This window comes from Niallia circulans NBRC 13626 (genome assembly GCF_001591585.1).
Lineage (GTDB): Bacteria > Bacillota > Bacilli > Bacillales > Cytobacillaceae > Niallia > Niallia circulans.
Genome location: NZ_BCVE01000008.1, coordinates 116,538 through 131,276, shown reverse-complemented (window position 1 = coordinate 131,276; position 14,739 = coordinate 116,538). Strand labels below are relative to the sequence as shown.

Here is a 14,739-nt window from a genome sequence, read left to right as displayed (position 1 = left end):
GTATATGATTACAATGAGGGGGTAATACATATGGCAAAAGATTTTTATAATGCCCGCCAAACGTTTGAAGTGGGTGGGAAGCGTTATCACTACTATCAATTAGCAGCATTAGAAAAAGCTGGGATCGGTAAAGTATCGAAATTACCGTACTCTATCAAGGTATTACTAGAATCTGTTTTGCGACAAATGGATGATTTTGTTATTAAACAAGAGCATGTAGAAAACCTCGCAAAATGGGGAACAGATGAGGTAAAGGAAATTGATGTTCCATTCAAACCTTCGAGGGTAATCCTCCAGGATTTCACAGGAGTTCCTGCGGTGGTTGACCTTGCATCTTTACGTAAAGCAATGGCTGACCTAGGGGGAGATCCTAGTAAGATTAATCCAGAGAAACCAGTTGATTTAGTTATCGACCATAGTGTTCAGGTTGATAAATATGGAACTCCGGATGCATTAAAAGCAAATATGGAATTAGAATTTGAAAGAAATGCAGAAAGATATCAATTTTTAAGCTGGGCGCAAAAGGCATTTGATAACTATCGTGCTGTTCCGCCTGCAACTGGTATTGTTCACCAAGTGAATTTAGAATATTTAGCAAATGTAGTACATGTAAATGAAACAGCTGAAGGCGAGTATGAAACATTCCCTGATACATTAGTAGGTACTGATTCTCATACAACGATGATTAATGGTATCGGTGTTCTTGGCTGGGGTGTTGGTGGTATCGAAGCGGAAGCAGGTATGTTAGGACAACCTTCTTATTTTCCAGTTCCAGAAGTTGTAGGGGTAAAACTTGTTGGCGAAATGCCAAATGGCTCTACTGCAACAGACTTAGCCTTAAAGGTAACGCAAGTACTTCGTGCAAAAGGAGTAGTTGGAAAGTTTGTTGAATTCTACGGACCTGGTGTGCCGCAATTACCACTTGCTGATCGGGCAACTATTGCGAATATGGCACCAGAATATGGAGCAACATGCGGTTTCTTCCCAGTTGATAATGAATCTTTAGCTTATATGAGACTAACTGGGCGTTCTGAAGAGCAAATTAATGTGGTTGAAGCTTACTGTAAGGAAAACGGTTTATTCTTTGATCCAAACTTAGAACCGGTTTATACGGATGTTGTAGAAATTGACTTAGCAGAAATTGAGCCAAATCTTTCTGGTCCAAAGCGTCCTCAAGATTTAATTCCACTTTCTAAATTGAAAGAGGTATTCAATGCGTCTGTAACAGCTCCAGAAGGAAACCAAGGGTTTGGCTTAAAAGCAGACGAATTTGATAAAGAAGTAGTAGTGAACTTTGCAAATGGGGATTCTACTACAATGAAAACAGGTTCTGTTGCTATCGCCGCAATTACAAGCTGTACAAATACATCGAATCCATATGTATTAGTTGGTGCAGGCTTAGTTGCGAAAAAAGCAGTCGAAAAAGGAATGGAAGTACCGAAGTTTGTGAAAACATCTCTAGCACCAGGTTCAAAGGTAGTTACTGGCTATTTAAGAGATTCTGGTCTTCTTCCTTATTTAGAACAAATTGGTTTCAACCTTGTAGGATATGGATGTACTACATGTATTGGTAACTCTGGTCCGCTTCGCGAGGAAATCGAGAAGGCTATTGCTGATTCTGATTTACTTGTAACAAGTGTGCTATCTGGTAATCGTAACTTTGAAGGACGTATCCACCCACTAGTAAAAGCAAACTATTTAGCTTCACCGCCATTAGTTGTTGCATATGCTCTTGCTGGTACTGTTGATATTGACTTGCAAAAAGAACCAATTGGAAAAGATAAGGATGGTAATGATGTATTCTTCAAGGATATTTGGCCATCTACAGAAGAAGTAAATGAAGTAGTTCATCGTACAGTTACACCTGAACTATTTAATAAAGAATATGAAAGAGTATTTGATGATAACGAACGCTGGAATGAAATTCAAACAAGCAGCGATTCTTTATATAGCTTTGATGATACTTCTACTTATATTCAAAACCCGCCATTCTTCGAGGGCTTAAAACCTGATCCAGAGCAAGTATTACCATTAAAAGGCTTAAGAGTTGTAGGGAAATTCGGTGATTCTGTAACGACTGACCATATTTCTCCAGCTGGTGCCATTGGTGTAAATACTCCTGCAGGTAAGTACCTAAAAGATAATGGTGTACAGCCACGTGATTTCAACTCATATGGCTCTCGTCGTGGTAACCACGAAGTAATGATGAGAGGGACATTTGCGAATATCCGTATTCGTAACCAAATTGCTCCAGGTACAGAGGGTGGTTTCACTACGCACTGGCCAACTGGGGAAGTTACCTCCATTTATGATGCATGTATGAAGTATAAAGACGAAGGAACTGGCTTAATGGTTATTGCAGGAAAAGATTACGGAATGGGATCATCTCGTGACTGGGCTGCAAAAGGAACAAATCTGTTAGGCATTAAGACGGTTATCGCAGAAAGCTTCGAAAGAATTCATCGTTCTAACTTAGTGTTAATGGGAGTACTTCCATTACAGTTTAAAGAAGGCGAGAATGCGGAAAGCTTAGGATTAACTGGAAAAGAAACATTCAATGTTTATGTAGATGAAACAGTTAAACCACGTGATTTCCTAGAAGTTACAGCTACTACGGAAGATGGTAAGAAAATCACATTTGAAGCATTAGTACGTTTCGATTCAGAAGTAGAGATTGATTATTATCGTCATGGTGGTATTTTACCAATGGTATTACGTGATAAATTAAAAAACTAATAGATTAAGAGAAAAACTCTCACTATTTAAAGTTGACATTATTTTTCTAATATTTGGGTAAATTTCTTTGCTCACAAGTTAGTAAAAAAGTCTCTTTATAGAGAGAGTTTTTGTCATTCTCTCTAATAGTCCATTTTACTTAATCAAAAACTATAACTTAAGGAGAAAGCTATTTTATGAAAATAATTCCTGTACGCTATGATGTGAATAAGCTTCCTTATATAATAAGAAGTGCGGAGGAAAGTGATGCAGAACAGCTTGCTAGTGTTAGGTTACAGATAGATGGAGAAACAACTTTTCTAGATCGCGAACCTGGAGAGGGAGTACTTACTGAAAAAGAATTTATACACTTAATCCGCTCAGATTGCGAAGAGCCAAATCATTTGTTTTTAATTGCAGAGAGAGAAGATGGGCAAATTATTGGCTTTTCTCGCTGTGAGGGTTCTAACTTGCGGCGTCTTAAGCATAAAGTGGAATTCGGTATTGCTGTCTTAAAGGAATATTGGGGATATCAAATAGGTAGCCATTTATTAGAAGCTTCCATAAATTGGGGAGCGGAAAATGATATTACAAAAATGACATTATCGGTTATAGAATTAAATGAAAAAGCGATTAAACTATATAAACGATTTGGCTTTGAAATAGAAGGAGTCTTAAAAAAAGATAAACGATTAACTAACGGAGAATATTATTCTACCATTATAATGTCTCGATTTTTCTCCTAAAGGTATGGAAAACGATTCATTAGTAATTTAGAATAAACTTTGTTACTATGTATATGTTAGATAATAAAGGAGTGATGAAGATATGGCATTAACTTTTGGAAAAATGGTAGAAGAGGCTAGAAAAAATGTTCAAGGTATTTCTTCCGTTGAGGCGAAAAAGAAAATCGAAGAAAATCCTAATACTTACATAATTGATGTTCAAGATGCTACAGATGCCGGTGCTTGTGGTTTAATTCCTAGTTCCGTTAACATCTCTTTAGGAATGCTGCCAATTCGCGCAGATTTGGAATTACCAGAAGAATTGAGAGATCCAGAATTAGCGGATCGCAACCGTCCAGTTATTGTTACATGTGGTCTTGGAGGACAAGCGTCACTTGGTGCCTACCTATTAAAGCAAATGGGCTTCACAGATGTAGTCTTCATTGAGGGTGGAACTACCGCTTGGAAAAAAGAGGGCTTTGAAACAGTATAATATAAGATATTTGGTTAAATCTGCCGGTAAACAAATGTTTATCGGCAGTAATTGTATTTCCTTATTTTTTAATAACCTAATTGTTTATCGACGACGTTCAAAAGTTCTTTGCCTTCTTTGAAGCGCTCGATATTTTCCAAAAATAAATCCATGTAGCGCTCAAGAGTATTGGGAGAAAAATATGCATTATGTGGTGATATAATCAGATTCTCCAGTTGCCAAATAGGATGTTGCGGTGGTAAAGGTTCTGTTTCGAAGACATCAAGAGCTGCACCTGCAATTTTCTTTTCTTTTAAGTGATTAATGAGCTCTTCTTCCACAATTGTATTTCCTCTTCCGATATTAATTAAAAAACTAGTTTTTTTCATGCTTTCTAATTTTTCTTTATTAATAAGATGGTACGTTTCTGGCGTTGAAGGTAAAGCTAGAATTAAAAAATCAGCTTCTGCCATCACTGATTCTAGCTGATCAAGCCCAACAATTTTATCGGCAGGATCGTCAGTTGCACGTATGGACGGTCTTTTTTTGCAGCCGATCACAAACATATCAAGTGCTTTAGCACGTTTTGCGATTTGCTTGCCAATCTCCCCATAACCAATAATCGCAACGGTTGCCCCTGAAAGATCAGTTATAGGGGTAGATGTCCACCTTCGATTTAACTGATTCCGAATCATATAAGAAATTCCCCTCGCTAAACCAGTCATCATTGCAATTGTATGCTCTGCTATAGGAACAGAAGTACATCCCTTTGTATTCGTAATGACGATATCATTCTTTTTGATTTCCTCTGTTAAAAGTGCATCTAAGCCAACACTTAAAGACTGCACCCATTTAAGATAGGGCGCTTGTTTAGTGATGGCTAATGAATCTGTTAATCCCAAAGTCAAGACAATATTGCAACCACTAATATCTTGGCTTATTGGCGGTTCGGGCTCCCCATATTGCCATGGATCTACTATATATTCTCCTCCAGTGGATTTTATTTTATCTAAATACTTTTGTGGAATAGTTCGCCGGATATAAATTTTCGGAATTAATTTCCTTTTAATCATTAATTTACTCCCTCAATTATTTGTTTGCTATTTACATACTCATAATAAATGTTTGCGAGTCGTTTAATGGCTTCTTCAATGATGTCCTCCTGACAGAATGTAAAGCTTAATCGCATATGATTATATCCTTCATCTTTTAAGAAGAAATGCTTACCAGCGATATAGGAAACTCCGGCTGATGCTGCAGCATCAATAAATTCACTTGTATCAATATGGCAAGGGAAGGTAATCCAAAGGAAAAATCCGCCATTTGCTTCATGAAAGGTAACATCATTACCAAAATATTGTTTTATCGCTGAAACCATAGCATTTTTACGCGATAAATAAAGGGAATTTAAATAGCTAATATGTTCATCCATATCGATTTGATCAAGTAAATTTTTTGTTACCTCTTGAACATAAACGCTTGTTAACCCATCGATTTTTAAAATCCGCATCTTTTCGATGATTTCCGTTAAGCCAATAGCCCAGCCGAGTCGTAAACCTGGGGCGATTATTTTGGAAAAAGTACTTAAGTAAACGACTCTTTCTGGCCCGTACGAATAAATAGCTGGAGAAAATGTTCCATCAAAAGAAAGCTCAACATAGGCATCATCTTCGATAATAAAGAAATTATACTCGTATGCTAATTCGGCAAGGCGTTTTCTTCTGTCTACTGATAGATTAACTCCTCCGGGATTTTGAAAATTCGGTATAACATACATTAATTTAGGGAGTGGTAAATTATTTTTAACTCTTTCGCTTAATTCCTGTTGCACTAAATCGACTCTTAAGCCATTTTCATCAATAGGGAAAGAAGTTAATTTCGTTTCTGCCAACTGAAATGTTTTCAGTGCGCCGAAGAATGTAGGTGCTTCTACCCATATTTCATCACCAGGGTCGGTTAAGGTTCTTGTGACTAAATCTATTGCCTGTGAACTGCCTGCAGTTACAAGTATTTCATTCTCCTTGGCTTTTATCTCGCGTAACTTTGATCTTTCTTTAATCCAGTTAATTACATCATTCACTCCTGCTCCACCACTATAAGCTAATGCATATCTTCCTTGTGTTTGCATGGCAGCTTCTGTAGCAGCGGTCATTTTATCAACCGGAAGTGATTCAGGTGCCGGAAATCCAAATGATAAGGGGATCAGATTATCCTGATTACCCGCAAAGGCGGAACCAATTACCTCGATGTTAGGAAATCTTCTACTATAGGAAAAAGGTTTTAATAATTGCATGCATATCACCGTCCAAAAATTAATTAAAAGCTTTATTTATGAATATAAGCTATTTATTTCGTGATGGGAAATATTAAAAATGCCTAAAAATGAGAGAAAACAAGAGAAAGCTCGATAAAAACATAGTTAAATAACGAATATTCGGAATTTTGTTATTTTTATAATAAGTTTCTCTTATCGCTATCCATATTGGCAAATATCTGTTTCGGTCAATAATCTTACATTTGACCATCATTCGACAAAAATTACAGCAACTATCTAACATGATATATGTGAAAAAAGGAAAATTCACAAAGAAATAAATGTAAACGCTACCTAATAAAATTTTTAAAAAATTTAAAAAAAACATTGTTTTAACAGATTTTTTTTCTTATAATGAAATCAAGTTAGATAATAGAACATGAATTGTGAGGTAAGTTAACATGAGTGAAATTACATTAGAGAAAATTGAAAGTATTGTAAAAGAAAAAAATGTAGAATTATTACATCTACAATTTGTGGATATTGAAGGAATTTTAAAAAATATTACAATTACTGCTCAACAATTAGATGATGCTGTTGAAGGAAAAATCATGATTGACGGTTCATCCATTAAAGGATTTTCTCCTATTAACAAATCAGATTCTTATTTATTACCAGACTTAAACACATTCGCAGTTTTGCCTTGGACTGAAACAGAAGGATATTCAGAAGCGCGGTTCCTTTGTTCTGTAACAAATCCTGATGGATCTTTATTTGAAGGTGATACTCGTAATGTTCTGAAGAAAACAGTGGATCGTGCTGCTGAAAATGGATATAGTATTTCTGTCGGCCCAGAGTTAGAATTCTTCCTATTTGCAACCGACGAAAATGGATATCCAACTACAGAATTAGGGGATAGAGGCGGCTATTTTGAACCATCACCAAAGGATTTAGGAGAAAAAGTCCGTGTTGAAATTTTCAAAACATTAAGAGCAATGGGCTTCACTATCGAAGCACTTCACCATGAAGTAGCAGAAGGTCAACATGAGATTAACTTCAAATATGCAGATGCATTAACTGCAGCTGACTTGGCGACAACATATAAATGGGTTGTGAAAACAATCGCTTCTCAATATGGTTTACACGCAACGTTTATGCCAAAACCAGTATTCGGAATTAATGGTTCAGGAATGCATGTTAATATGTCATTCTTTAAAGATGGAGAAAATTGCTTCTATGATGCGAACGATGATTTAGAATTATCTGAAACAGCTTATTCATTTATTGCAGGTGTTTTAGAAAATGTTAAGAGTTTCGTAGCTGTTACCAATCCACTAGTAAACTCTTATAAGCGTTTAGTACCAGGATATGAAGCACCTTGCTACTTAGCATGGTCAGCATCCAATCGTTCTGCATTAATCCGTATTCCTGCAAAACGTGGAATGGCTACTCGTGTGGAGCTTCGTTGTCCAGACCCATCATCTAATCCATATTTAACATTTGCTGTTATTGCTGCAGCAGGTTTAGATGGAGTGGAAAGAGGTTTAAGAGCACCAGCACCAATTAACGAAGATATCTTCCATATGACAGATGAGCGTCGTGAAGAACTTGGAATTGACAGTTTACCTGGTGGATTAGAAGCTGCAATTGCTGAACTCGAAGCAGGAGAAATTGGTCTTAAAACACTTGGAGAGCATGTATTCACTGAGTATGTTGCTGCTAAGAAAGAAGAGTGGGATAGCTACCGAACAACAATCCATACTTGGGAAATTGAAAACTATCAATATAAATTCTAATTTACAAGTTAAATAGAAGATTCCAAAACTGCAAATAACCTCCTTTTCGGGTTGTTGATTTGCAGTTTTTCTTTTTATTCAAGCATTAAGGGTAATATTCATAATGTCTATAGGGGAATTGCCTATTCTTTTTTATGTTCTTTTCTTTAAATTCCGGTAAGTTATGATAAAATAAAGAAGGATGTATGAAACAGAATGGATACGTCATCAGATTATTGTAATAAGGAGATTTGCTAAATGGAAAAAGTATTGATATTTGGTCATAAAAATCCGGATACGGATACTATTTGTTCTGCGATTGCGTATGCAGAATTAAAAAAGGCACTTGGAGTAGAAGCAGAAGCTGTTCGTCTTGGTGACGTTAGTGGAGAAACAAAGTTTGCATTAGATTATTTTAAAACAGAAGCTCCTCGTTTTATTGAAAAGGCAGCTTCAGAAGCTAATTCAGTTATCTTGGTAGACCATAATGAATTCCAGCAAAGTGTGGAAGACATTAAAGATGTAACGATTTTAGAGGTAATTGATCACCATCGTATCGCTAATTTCGAGACAAGTGATCCTTTATACTACCGAGCGGAACCAGTAGGCTGTACGGCAACTATATTAAATAAAATGTATAAAGAAAATAATGTAGAAATCAAGAAAGAAGTTGCTGGATTAATGCTTTCAGCTATTATTTCTGATTCCTTATTATTTAAATCACCAACTTGCACAGACCAAGATGTACAAGCTGCCAAGGAATTAGCAGAAATTGCTGGTGTAAATGCAGAACAGTACGGATTAGACATGCTGAAAGCTGGTGCTGATTTAAGTGATAAAACGGTTGATCAATTATTAAGCATCGATGCAAAAGAATTTACAATGGGTACATATAAAGTAGAAATTGCACAAGTGAATGCAGTTGATACAAATGATGTCATTTCCAAACAAGCTGAATTAGAAACGTCTATTCAAGCAATCATCGACAAAAAAGGATTAGATTTATTCTTGCTTGTCGTAACGGATATTTTAAATAACGATTCTGTTGGTGTTGCTTTAGGCAATAAAGCAGAAACAGTAGAGAAGGCATTTAATGTATCATTAGAAAATAATAGCGCATTATTAAAAGGTGTCGTATCTCGTAAAAAACAAATCGTACCAGTTTTAACAGAGACTTTTGAAGCGCTATAATTACTTGTTTAAATAATCTTTTTAACACATGGTACTGATTTGGAAAGCAAACAATTGAAATAGAGGATAAGAGGCAGGTCTGTTCGCATGGTGAATGGATCTGTCTTTTTTATTGGTCTACATATGATTGTTCGGGTTTATATTTGGTTGGGTTTCTTGTGTCTCAGCTACTAAGATAAAATCTGCTTATTGTGATACTTAATGCTTTTATATTACAAGTAGTAGTGTGAAGATTATAAACTAGGTGTGTCCCCACAGTATATATAAATTTTGATATTTTATCCTTTCCATCAAAAGAAGCAAATTAGTTGGAAGACAGTGAGTGAAGATGAATAAAAAAGGTAAAGATATGGAGAAAAATTTTTAGGGCAAAAGATGTATATAAATTCTTGCTGTTTTCCACTAACATTGTTATTTAATAAAAATAAAAGGGCTTCATCGCCCATCCCTCTATCTACCAACTTTAGGGATTATATTCTAAGTGTATTAATCAACAAGACCATTGCCAATGTAGTCAAATGTAATTAAATCAGCATAGATAATTATATTATTTGGAATCGATTTATTTTTGGTAGGAAAATCAATTAAATAGACTTCTTTCCCAACGTATGACTTTGCTTCCACTTGTGTCATCATATTATCATTTAAAGTAATTTTAGAGACCTTTCCATTTTTCCAAGTACAATCAATTAATTCTTTTTGTTCTAATGATAATTGCTCCCACACAACTTGTCTAACATCTTATTTGTTTTTTTCCTCATTGACTTGCTCATTTATACTAACGATTTTTTGATCATCTGCTTGCTTATTCTGGTTAGAACATGCAAATAAACCGAATAAATGACAAGTGGAAATGATAAACAGAACAGTTTTTTTCATAAACCTCACCTCCTCATTTAATTGGACGTCATTTCTCATTTATTGTTTCAACATAAAACAGGTTTTTTAATTAAGTACTTTTCAATATTTCAACTGTTGTACAATTAAATTTTTGACACGCTGGAATAAGTTTTACTTTCCTCGTTTATCGAAAATTAAAACCTTTTTTAATTTCAAAAGACTGTAACCACTAGAGATAGTTAGGTAAATATTGCGTTCCAGCACTTTGCAAGTCGCTCAACAACGCTTTATAGAAATGGTGGAAATAATGAATGTATTGCTCCAAAAGAGAAAACACCTATTCAAAAAACTGCCACTATAACTAGAGTGCAAATCATATTTCTGTTATAAACTCAACTAATTTTACGCACTCAAACTAATAAATATAAATAAATTGGTTAATCTATAAGTAAGTTTACAATAGAATTTAGAAAAAATACTTTATCAAATAAGAGGAGGAGGGCATAGTGTCACTAAAAACAACTATTATTATATTCATGGTTTTTTCTAGCTTTTTCTTTATTATGTCCACTAATGTAGAAGCAAACACTGGTTTAAATATTGGGGAGGAAGCACCAGATTTTAAACTGAAAGATTTAAATGGAAAGACAGTGCGCTTATCTGATTATAGAGGAAAATCAGTCATGATAAATTTTTGGGCAACTTGGTGTCCACCTTGTAAAAAAGAAATGCTTGATATAGAAACTTTTTCTAAAAAAAAGCAAGATCACTGGATTGTTCTAGCGGTGAATGTGGATGGTGGAAATGAAAAGGGAGTTAGACAGTTTGTGAAGGAAAGAAATTTAACATTCCCGATCTTAATAGATAATAACGATATGGTTTCAAATCAGTATGACATTCTAAGTATTCCCACAACGTTTTTTCTTAATGAAGATGGAATTATTATTAAAAAGGGCTTCACTATGTTAACACTTCAACAAATGATGGAAATGACAAAAGACTAACAGAGTAAAGTTCACAAAAAATTAACATTGTAAGCGCTTTACAACGGGTATAACATATACTATAATTACAAATGTAACAAAGGAGTGCACGCCTTGTTTATTTTCTGAAAAAATAAACTTTTCAAATAGATTTAAAGATTATTTCTTTTTATTGTAATAATTATCTAATTTTTTGGGAAATATGGAAATACAAAATACTTATTAAAGGAGAATAAAGATGAGAAAACCTCGTAAACGTTCATTTCAGGAACTTGTATTAGAAAATAAAATGCAATTACTAAAGGATAGAGAAGCGATTGAAAAAATTGAGGAACGGTTAGAAAGAAAGCATTTGAAAAAAGCTCGTTAATGTAGAAATTACCATCAATTCTACTTGTTCTTTTGAACAAACTATGGTAGAAGGAGATGATATGATGAGTAATCCTAAAAAAGACAGCAAACACTTTGTACCGAGTCATATTGGAACTAAATCTAGAAGCTTCGGCGGGAACAAAGGAAAGCAAATGCAGGATAAATCAGGACAACATGCTCAAGTAATACAAACAAAGGGCGAATAAATCCTTCCAATGGAATAAAGGAAGAAGAATAAAAAGCAATGGCTTCTTTTTTAATTGAGGCTATTGCTTTTTTGTTTTTTATAATTGAGTTACACATTTTCAGGGATAGTATATTGCATCCTGCATATATTAATGGTTATTAGATTAACACAGTGTGAAAAGTACATAATCATTAACGAAAAAGAAGGAATATGTTAGTATTAATAAGGAATTAAATTTATTAAGAGATGTGAATGTATTGAATAACGAGAAAATAATTACAAATAGAAAATATCCAGAAATTTTCCTGATAGAAAAGGAATTTGAAGAACATGGATTTGTACAGGATGAAAAGAAAATTTTAAATGAAATACAAAAATTAACTGAGGCTGAGAATGGAAAAGAAATCTCTCAGTTATTAACGATTGCTGCCTTATCAAGAATGCACATCAATCAAGAAGATACGATCGCAGTTGCCTGGCTAAATAAAGCGATTGAGCTGGATGAAGAGAATAAAACAGCTCAAAAATACCTTTCCCAATTCGATTGGAAAAATTTCAGCGGCTTACTGGATTCACTGGTCTTTCCTAATATTCGCGAAACGGATAATCGGACCGCCAAACGAAAAATCGCTGAGCAATATATTAATAATTGCCGCTCGTTTTTAGAACAGATGGATGAGGAAGCTGCCCATCTGCAAAATCAGAAAAAAAATGCCTCCTTATATGAAAATGTGGAAGCTCTTGCAAAATATGAAGCAATTGAAGAGTTATTACAAAAGGTAATGGAGAAAACTTCTCAGTTATTAAAATCAGCTGAAGAGTATGAAGAGTCTATTAGTGGTGTTTTTCACACATCGATTTATTATGAGAGTGTAAAAAAATTAATTGAAGAACTGACTGAATTAAAAGATGAATGGACAAGTCTATTTGTAGAAGAGGATGAGGAAGACAACAAGACTCTTTCCTCTTTAGAAGAACTGCAGCAAATGATTGGGTTAGATGCTGTAAAAAAAAGAGTTCATGATTTTTATCAATTTTTGCATTATCAAAAATCTCGGAAAAAGCTAGGTTATAATATTCAAGATGAATTAAGCTTGAATATGATCTTTACTGGAAATCCAGGTACTGGGAAAACTACTTTGGCAAGGTTGATGGCAAAAATTTATCATGAATTAGGCGTACTGCCAAGCGCTGAAGTAGTGGAAACTGACCGTTCTCAATTAATCGGCGGCTTTATGGGCCAAACAGAGGAAAATGTCCGTTCTGTTGTAAAACAAGCGGTTGGCGGTGTCTTATTTATCGATGAAGCCTATAGTCTAAAAAGAGAGGGTCAGTCTGGAAATGATTATGGCCAAACAGCAATAGATACTCTTGTATCTTTAATGACAGGTTCAGAATTTGGTGGTAAATTTGCTGTCATTTTAGCGGGATATCCTGAAGAAATGCGCCAATTTTTGGACGGGAATCATGGTTTAAGAAGTCGGTTTCCTGCTTCTAATATGATTCATTTGCCTGATTATACACCATCGGAATTATTGGTGATTGGAGAAAGAATTGCTTCTGCGAATGACTATGTCATGACAGAGGACGGAAAAAAGGCATTGCTAAAAAGGCTTGAGAGAGAACAAGTTGATGAGAGCTTTGGAAATGCTCGAGCTGTTCGTAATATTGTGCTGGATGCAATATTCAGCAAAGGCTCTCGCAAAGCAAACGAACAAGAAATATTTAAATATACACTATTGCAAGAAGCTGATTTTGTTTGTGAAGAAGAGGACAAACAAATTGATCCTGCAAAAGAGCTTAATGAATTGATTGGTTTGTCAAAAGTAAAAGAGGAAATAAAAAAAATTATTGCGCTTGTTAAAGTGCAGCAATTAAGACAGGCTAAAGCCAAAAAGAATCTGCCTATTCAATTGCACGCTGTCTTCACGGGAAATCCAGGTACCGGTAAAACTACTGTTGCTAAATTATACGCCCAGTTTCTTAAGGATTGCGGAATATTAAAAAGAGGTCACTTAGTTGTTACAAGTAGAGCTGACTTTGTTGCCGGCTATGTTGGTCAATCAGCTATCAAGACAAGAAAAAAAATAAGAGAAGCGCTTGGCGGGGTGCTATTTATCGATGAAGCATATTCCTTAGTAGGAAATAGCGGTCAGGATTTTGGTAAAGAGGTCGTTGATACATTAGTCATGGAAATGACAAAGCACAATGAGAATTTAGTTGTTATTCTCGCAGGATATCCGAATGAAACAAATACTCTATTACAAAGCAATCCAGGATTAACGTCAAGGTTTAAAAAGTTTATCCATTTTGAAGATTATTCTGCAGCAGAATTAGTTGAAATCATGCAGTTATATGCGGGTAAATACGATTATTTATTATCAACTGATGCAATCCAATTACTGCAAAATATGCTGCCGACTGTTTCTACAGACGGAAATGGACGATTTGCAACTAATTTAATCGATGAAGCAGTTCAATTACAGGCTTTACGATTATCTGAACAATTGGAACAAGGAATAGATGCAGATGTTTCTACAATAACTGCTGAGGATATCGAAAGTGTGCTAAAAGAGAAAAAGAAAATCGATGAATAGGCTGGGGACGAATATGGATGGACAATTAATTACTTTATCTCCAGAAGGGATATAGAATTGTATTATGCTGATATCGATATGATCGGGGTCTCGTTAACCAATGAAAAAAAGGATAAGTGTCAAACAATTACAGCATAAACCTTGGTATATAGGGATTTACAGGCGTTTCTTATGTGGTTTTTACCTTACTGTTTTTTCCTAACTTATCCTGAATTATTCAAATAATTAACAAATTGCTGTGATTAAGGACCATCCATGATAATCACGGTGACAACAAGTAGTAAAAAATATGCGTCGATTTGTTTATCTATTCAATGTTAGTCGCTAGAAGGGACATAGTTGTAGGTGTGGGGAGAGCTTAGAAGGGTGGCATTTCTTTGTTTTCTGAGAGTGAATGGAGAAAAATAAACGTAATATTAAGAAATGGAAATCGTGAGGAAGAATTTGTGGCCTATATGTATAAGAAAAAACTGAGGCTGAAAGAGAAAAAATAAATAACTTATATTAGGTACACTTTCATTATTGGGCAAATGAAATACTCACTCGTAGAACTCCTTAGCCACAGACTTAAAAGAAACAGATTTTAAATCGATCTTGATGCGTTTGAAGGTATATATTTGCTCTTGGT

General features: G+C 34.9%; 13 protein-coding genes. 9 read left to right on the top strand and 4 right to left on the bottom strand.

The window, feature by feature from the left end; all coding sequences use genetic code 11:
- The first annotated feature begins 30 nt into the window (after positions 1 to 30).
- From acnA to BCI01S_RS12275, 3 genes are all read left to right on the top strand, one after another.
- Complete coding sequence (acnA, locus tag BCI01S_RS12285; protein WP_061798917.1) at positions 31 to 2,736, top strand: aconitate hydratase AcnA; 2,706 nt, start codon at positions 31 to 33, stop codon at positions 2,734 to 2,736.
- 176 nt (positions 2,737 to 2,912) lie between these two features.
- Complete coding sequence (locus tag BCI01S_RS12280) at positions 2,913 to 3,461, top strand: GNAT family N-acetyltransferase (RefSeq protein ID WP_061798914.1); 549 nt, start codon at positions 2,913 to 2,915, stop codon at positions 3,459 to 3,461.
- Positions 3,462 to 3,543: 82 nt separating this feature from the next.
- The gene (locus BCI01S_RS12275; protein ID WP_061798913.1) at positions 3,544 to 3,933 is read left to right on the top strand and encodes a rhodanese-like domain-containing protein; all 390 of its coding nucleotides are present in this window, start codon (positions 3,544 to 3,546) and stop codon (positions 3,931 to 3,933) included.
- A 68-nt stretch (positions 3,934 to 4,001) separates the two neighbouring features.
- On the opposite strand, the gene BCI01S_RS12270 is transcribed toward BCI01S_RS12275, so the two are convergent.
- Together BCI01S_RS12270 and BCI01S_RS12265 are read right to left on the bottom strand one after the other, a co-directional pair.
- A complete protein-coding gene (locus BCI01S_RS12270; RefSeq protein ID WP_061798912.1) occupies positions 4,002 to 4,985 on the bottom strand; it encodes a D-2-hydroxyacid dehydrogenase in 984 nt (327 codons plus the stop codon).
- Positions 4,985 to 6,205, bottom strand: a complete 1,221-nt coding sequence (locus BCI01S_RS12265) for an aminotransferase-like domain-containing protein (protein ID WP_061798911.1) — start codon at positions 6,203 to 6,205, stop codon at positions 4,985 to 4,987. Before BCI01S_RS12265 ends, BCI01S_RS12270 begins: the two co-directional genes overlap by 1 nt.
- 422 nt (positions 6,206 to 6,627) lie before the next feature.
- Here BCI01S_RS12265 and glnA point away from each other — a divergent pair, with 422 nt between their 5' ends.
- Both glnA and BCI01S_RS12255 read left to right on the top strand, forming a co-directional pair.
- The gene (gene glnA / locus BCI01S_RS12260) at positions 6,628 to 7,962 is read left to right on the top strand and encodes a type I glutamate--ammonia ligase (RefSeq protein ID WP_061798910.1); all 1,335 of its coding nucleotides are present in this window, start codon (positions 6,628 to 6,630) and stop codon (positions 7,960 to 7,962) included.
- Between the two features lie 237 nt (positions 7,963 to 8,199).
- Positions 8,200 to 9,132, top strand: coding sequence for a manganese-dependent inorganic pyrophosphatase (locus BCI01S_RS12255; protein WP_061798909.1), 933 nt, complete (start codon positions 8,200 to 8,202; stop codon positions 9,130 to 9,132).
- Between the two features lie 486 nt (positions 9,133 to 9,618).
- Here BCI01S_RS12255 and BCI01S_RS25940 read toward each other — a convergent pair whose 3' ends face one another.
- Both BCI01S_RS25940 and BCI01S_RS25935 read right to left on the bottom strand, forming a co-directional pair.
- Positions 9,619 to 9,858 carry a hypothetical protein gene (locus BCI01S_RS25940; protein ID WP_235844493.1) on the bottom strand — a complete coding sequence of 80 codons (240 nt, stop codon included), beginning with the start codon at positions 9,856 to 9,858 and terminating at the stop codon, positions 9,619 to 9,621.
- Positions 9,859 to 9,873: 15 nt separating this feature from the next.
- Positions 9,874 to 10,011: a hypothetical protein gene (locus BCI01S_RS25935; RefSeq protein ID WP_235844492.1), complete on the bottom strand. Its 138-nt coding sequence runs from the start codon at positions 10,009 to 10,011 to the stop codon at positions 9,874 to 9,876.
- 467 nt (positions 10,012 to 10,478) lie between these two features.
- Between BCI01S_RS25935 and BCI01S_RS12245 the strand changes: the two genes are divergently transcribed.
- The 4 genes from BCI01S_RS12245 to BCI01S_RS12230 all read left to right on the top strand — a co-directional run bounded on the left by BCI01S_RS12245 (position 10,479) and on the right by BCI01S_RS12230 (position 14,111).
- Positions 10,479 to 10,976, top strand: a complete 498-nt coding sequence (locus BCI01S_RS12245; RefSeq protein ID WP_053215744.1) for a redoxin domain-containing protein — start codon at positions 10,479 to 10,481, stop codon at positions 10,974 to 10,976.
- A 217-nt stretch (positions 10,977 to 11,193) separates the two neighbouring features.
- The gene (locus BCI01S_RS12240; protein WP_031540139.1) at positions 11,194 to 11,325 is read left to right on the top strand and encodes an FbpB family small basic protein; all 132 of its coding nucleotides are present in this window, start codon (positions 11,194 to 11,196) and stop codon (positions 11,323 to 11,325) included.
- A 64-nt stretch (positions 11,326 to 11,389) separates the two neighbouring features.
- Positions 11,390 to 11,533 (top strand): acid-soluble spore protein N, encoded by a 144-nt coding sequence (locus BCI01S_RS12235; protein ID WP_016205356.1) that lies wholly within the window; start codon positions 11,390 to 11,392, stop codon positions 11,531 to 11,533.
- A 238-nt stretch (positions 11,534 to 11,771) separates the two neighbouring features.
- Positions 11,772 to 14,111: an AAA family ATPase gene (locus BCI01S_RS12230; RefSeq protein ID WP_061798908.1), complete on the top strand. Its 2,340-nt coding sequence runs from the start codon at positions 11,772 to 11,774 to the stop codon at positions 14,109 to 14,111.
- Positions 14,112 to 14,739 lie beyond the last annotated feature (628 nt).

Bases quoted from the DNA above. Each gene is read 5' to 3' on its own strand.
- acnA (WP_061798917.1), top strand. From the start codon at position 31: ATGGCAAAAGATTTTTATAATGCCCGCCAAACGTTTGAAGTGGGTGGG.
- BCI01S_RS12280 (WP_061798914.1), top strand. From the start codon at position 2,913: ATGAAAATAATTCCTGTACGCTATGATGTGAATAAGCTTCCTTATATA.
- BCI01S_RS12275 (WP_061798913.1), top strand. From the start codon at position 3,544: ATGGCATTAACTTTTGGAAAAATGGTAGAAGAGGCTAGAAAAAATGTT.
- BCI01S_RS12270 (WP_061798912.1), bottom strand. From the start codon at position 4,985: ATGATTAAAAGGAAATTAATTCCGAAAATTTATATCCGGCGAACTATT.
- BCI01S_RS12265 (WP_061798911.1), bottom strand. From the start codon at position 6,205: ATGCAATTATTAAAACCTTTTTCCTATAGTAGAAGATTTCCTAACATC.
- glnA (WP_061798910.1), top strand. From the start codon at position 6,628: ATGAGTGAAATTACATTAGAGAAAATTGAAAGTATTGTAAAAGAAAAA.
- BCI01S_RS12255 (WP_061798909.1), top strand. From the start codon at position 8,200: ATGGAAAAAGTATTGATATTTGGTCATAAAAATCCGGATACGGATACT.
- BCI01S_RS25935 (WP_235844492.1), bottom strand. From the start codon at position 10,011: ATGAAAAAAACTGTTCTGTTTATCATTTCCACTTGTCATTTATTCGGT.
- BCI01S_RS12240 (WP_031540139.1), top strand. From the start codon at position 11,194: ATGAGAAAACCTCGTAAACGTTCATTTCAGGAACTTGTATTAGAAAAT.
- BCI01S_RS12235 (WP_016205356.1), top strand. From the start codon at position 11,390: ATGAGTAATCCTAAAAAAGACAGCAAACACTTTGTACCGAGTCATATT.